Origin of the sequence: Nocardiopsis sp. RV163 (assembly GCF_001029525.1) — a bacterium.
Lineage (GTDB): Bacteria > Actinomycetota > Actinomycetes > Streptosporangiales > Streptosporangiaceae > Nocardiopsis > Nocardiopsis dassonvillei.
This window is the reverse complement of sequence record NZ_LEKI01000342.1, coordinates 1-1198: the sequence shown is the minus strand read 5'-3', so window position 1 is coordinate 1198 and position 1198 is coordinate 1. Positions and strand designations below refer to the sequence as shown.

The 1198-nt window shown below is 71.6% G+C and carries 2 protein-coding genes; one reads left to right on the top strand and one right to left on the bottom strand.

The features are described from left to right. On the bottom strand, positions 1–981 hold a 981-nt coding region (locus ABD54_RS26600; RefSeq protein WP_047872302.1), incomplete at its 3' end, for an adenosine deaminase. A 51-nt stretch (positions 982–1032) separates the two neighbouring features. Here ABD54_RS26600 and ABD54_RS29450 point away from each other — a divergent pair. Next, the gene (locus ABD54_RS29450) at positions 1033–1158 is read left to right on the top strand and encodes a hypothetical protein (protein WP_268778214.1); all 126 of its coding nucleotides are present in this window, start codon (positions 1033–1035) and stop codon (positions 1156–1158) included. The last annotated feature ends 40 nt before the right edge of the window (positions 1159–1198 follow it).

Below are 1198 nucleotides of genomic sequence, written 5' to 3'. Positions count from 1 at the left end.
GTTGCTGACGGCGTCGACCTCGGCGATGAGCTGGGCCTTGCGCTCGGGGGGCAGGAAGGAGGCGGTGAAGGAGTTGCGGGCCAGTCGGCGCAGCTGCTCGGCGCCCAAGCCCAGGTGGGTGTGCAGGGCCTGGTAGTTGTCGTGGACGTAACCGCCGAAGTAGGAGGGGTCGTCGGAGTTGACGGTCACCAGCAGTCCGGCCTCCATCAGGGCGGGCAGGGGGTGCTGGGCCAGGTCGGGTACGGCTCGCAGGCGCACGTTGGACAGCGGGCACACGGTCAGCGGGGTCTGGGTGGCGGCCAGGTGGGCGACCAGGGCGGGGTCCTCCAGGCAGCGGATGCCGTGGTCGATGCGTTCGGCGCCCAGGAGGTCGAGGGCCTGCCAGATGTAGGAGGCGGGGCCCTCCTCCCCGGCGTGGGCGACGCGGCGCAGGCCCAGGTCGCGGGCGGCGGCGAAGACCTCGGTGAACTTCTCGGGCGGGTGGCCGACCTCCGCCGAGTCCAGGCCGACGGCGCCGATGTGTTCCAGGTGGGGTCGGGCCTGGTGGAGGGTGTCCAGGGCTTGGGCGGCGGGGCGGTCGCGCAGGAAGCACAGGATGAGTGTGCTGCTGATGTTGTGGGTGTGTTCGCTGGTGTTCAGGGCGTTCATGAGGCCGTTGACGACCGTGTCCAGGCCGATGCCGCGGCCGGTGTGGGCTTGGGGGTCGAAGAAGATCTCGGCGTGGCGTACGCCCTGGGCGGCGGCGCGGTCGAGGTAGGCGGTGGCCAGGTCGGTGAAGTCGGCCTCGGTGCGCAGGACGTCCATGAGGGCGTAGTACAGGTCCAGGAAGGACTGCAGGTCGGTGAAGGAGTAGGCGCGGCGCAGGGAGTCGACGTCGGGGCGGGGCGGGGTCAGGCCGTTGCGTCGGGCCAGGGCGAAGGCCAGTTCGGGTTCCAGGGTGCCTTCGATGTGGACGTGGAGTTCGGCCTTGGGGATGGGCATGGTGGTGCTCGCGCCTTCGCGGTCGGGGTCGTGTGTTGGCCATTGTTGCTGATGGGCGGGGGTGCCCCGGCCGGATCGGTGTGGGGTGTGGGGCACATGTTGGGGCCCGGCGGCGCCGGGGTGCGGCCCGGTGCGCAGTTGGCGGGGTTCGCCTTCCGGGCCGGGCTGGTGCGCTGAAGGGACTGGCGGGTAGGTTCGGCGGCGACGGTGTCGGGCG